The organism is Vibrio sp. Vb0667 (assembly GCF_033391095.1).
This window is the reverse complement of the sequence record NZ_JAWPOL010000248.1, coordinates 1-1,240: the sequence shown is the minus strand read 5'-3', so window position 1 is coordinate 1,240 and position 1,240 is coordinate 1. Positions and strand designations below refer to the sequence as shown.

Sequence of the window (1,240 nt, the reverse complement as noted above, 5' to 3'; positions counted from 1 at the left end):
AGACGTCGTTGCAAGTGAAGCAACAAGTCACCGAGTTGAATCAACAAATGGCCATGTTTAAAACGGCTTAGAACCCCCCAATGAATGCTCCTCGACCATGAAGAAATACAATGGTCGAGGGTTTCGACTATTCTACTACACACATAACCTAATTGCTCATTGAGTTTAGTTATTAAATCTATAGCTAAAACCAAATTTCCTTCCTCACCGCTCAGATCTAATATGACTCCATCGGCAGCAAATACTGCAAAAAAATTTTTAAACTTTACTCTCCAAGGAGCAAGATTATGAGCAAACAAGTAAGCTTAATTGGTCTAGATCGTCAACAATCAGAACAACTAGCACAACAACTGAATCAGCTACTTGCCCACTATCAAGTGCTGTACATGAACACACGTGGTTATCACTGGAACATCAAAGGCCACCAGTTCTTTGAATTGCACGTAAAATTTGAAGAGATCTACACAGATCTTCAAACCAAAATTGATGAACTTGCAGAACGTATTTTAACGTTGGGTTACACACCAGCACACGCGTTTAGCCATTACTTAGAATCAAGCGAAATCAAAGAGCATCAAAACGCGACAATGGGTGAAGAGTGCGTGAAAGGCTTGGTTGATGGTTTTGGTGTTCTGCTTGTTAAACAGCGTGAGATTTTACAAAACGCTGGTGAAGCAGACGATGAAGGTACTGCGGCACTGATGGGTGATTACATCCGTGAGCAAGAGAAACTGATGTGGATGCTAAACGCGTACTTACAAGGCTAAGTTCAAACATTTACATACGATTCGGGAATAAGCCAAAGGAGCACATGAGTGCTCCTTTTTTTGTCTCTGAGAATTGGCAATCTGATTCGTTGAGCTTTTCGGACAAAGGGATCAGTGCGCTGATTCAAAGTACGCCAGCAAATCGGACAGTTCTTTCACCGCAAGTGATGCCGAATTTTGAAATTGTTCGGTGATGCCGTGATGCACTAAACAAGACGGCATTTGTGCATTGTACGCAGCTTGTAAATCGTAAAGGAAGTCACCGACATACAGCACTTCATTTGGCATCAAACGCCACTCCTTGGCGAGCACTTGTAGCGATAAAGGATCGGGTTTTGGTGGATAACATTCACGCGTGATCACTTGCTCAACGGTGATTTGGTTATGTTCCAATTTTCTTTGTGTCGCAATTAGGCAGTTTCGCGTCACGATGGCGGTTTTAATCGCTTTTTTCTCCAAGTAGTTCAGCAATT

Annotated in this window: 3 protein-coding genes; 1 reads left to right on the top strand and 2 read right to left on the bottom strand. The window is 42.3% G+C overall.

The genetic code is table 11. The annotated features are described in order from the left end of the window. On the bottom strand, nt 1–299 hold a 299-nt coding region (locus tag R8269_RS25010; RefSeq protein ID WP_318222880.1), incomplete at its 3' end, for a hypothetical protein. Between R8269_RS25010 and R8269_RS25005 the strand changes: the two genes are divergently transcribed. After that, nucleotides 288–767, top strand: a complete 480-nt coding sequence (locus tag R8269_RS25005; protein ID WP_020835062.1) for a Dps family protein — start codon at nt 288–290, stop codon at nt 765–767. The two genes, R8269_RS25010 and R8269_RS25005, sit on opposite strands and share 12 nt — an antisense overlap. A 111-nt stretch (nt 768–878) precedes the next feature. Here the strand turns inward: R8269_RS25005 and R8269_RS25000 are convergent. Continuing rightward, nucleotides 879–1,240 (bottom strand): HAD family hydrolase (locus R8269_RS25000; protein ID WP_318222879.1); only part of this gene is annotated, 362 nt, incomplete at its 5' end.

Bases quoted from the DNA above. Each gene is read 5' to 3' on its own strand.
- R8269_RS25005 (WP_020835062.1), top strand. From the start codon at position 288: ATGAGCAAACAAGTAAGCTTAATTGGTCTAGATCGTCAACAATCAGAA.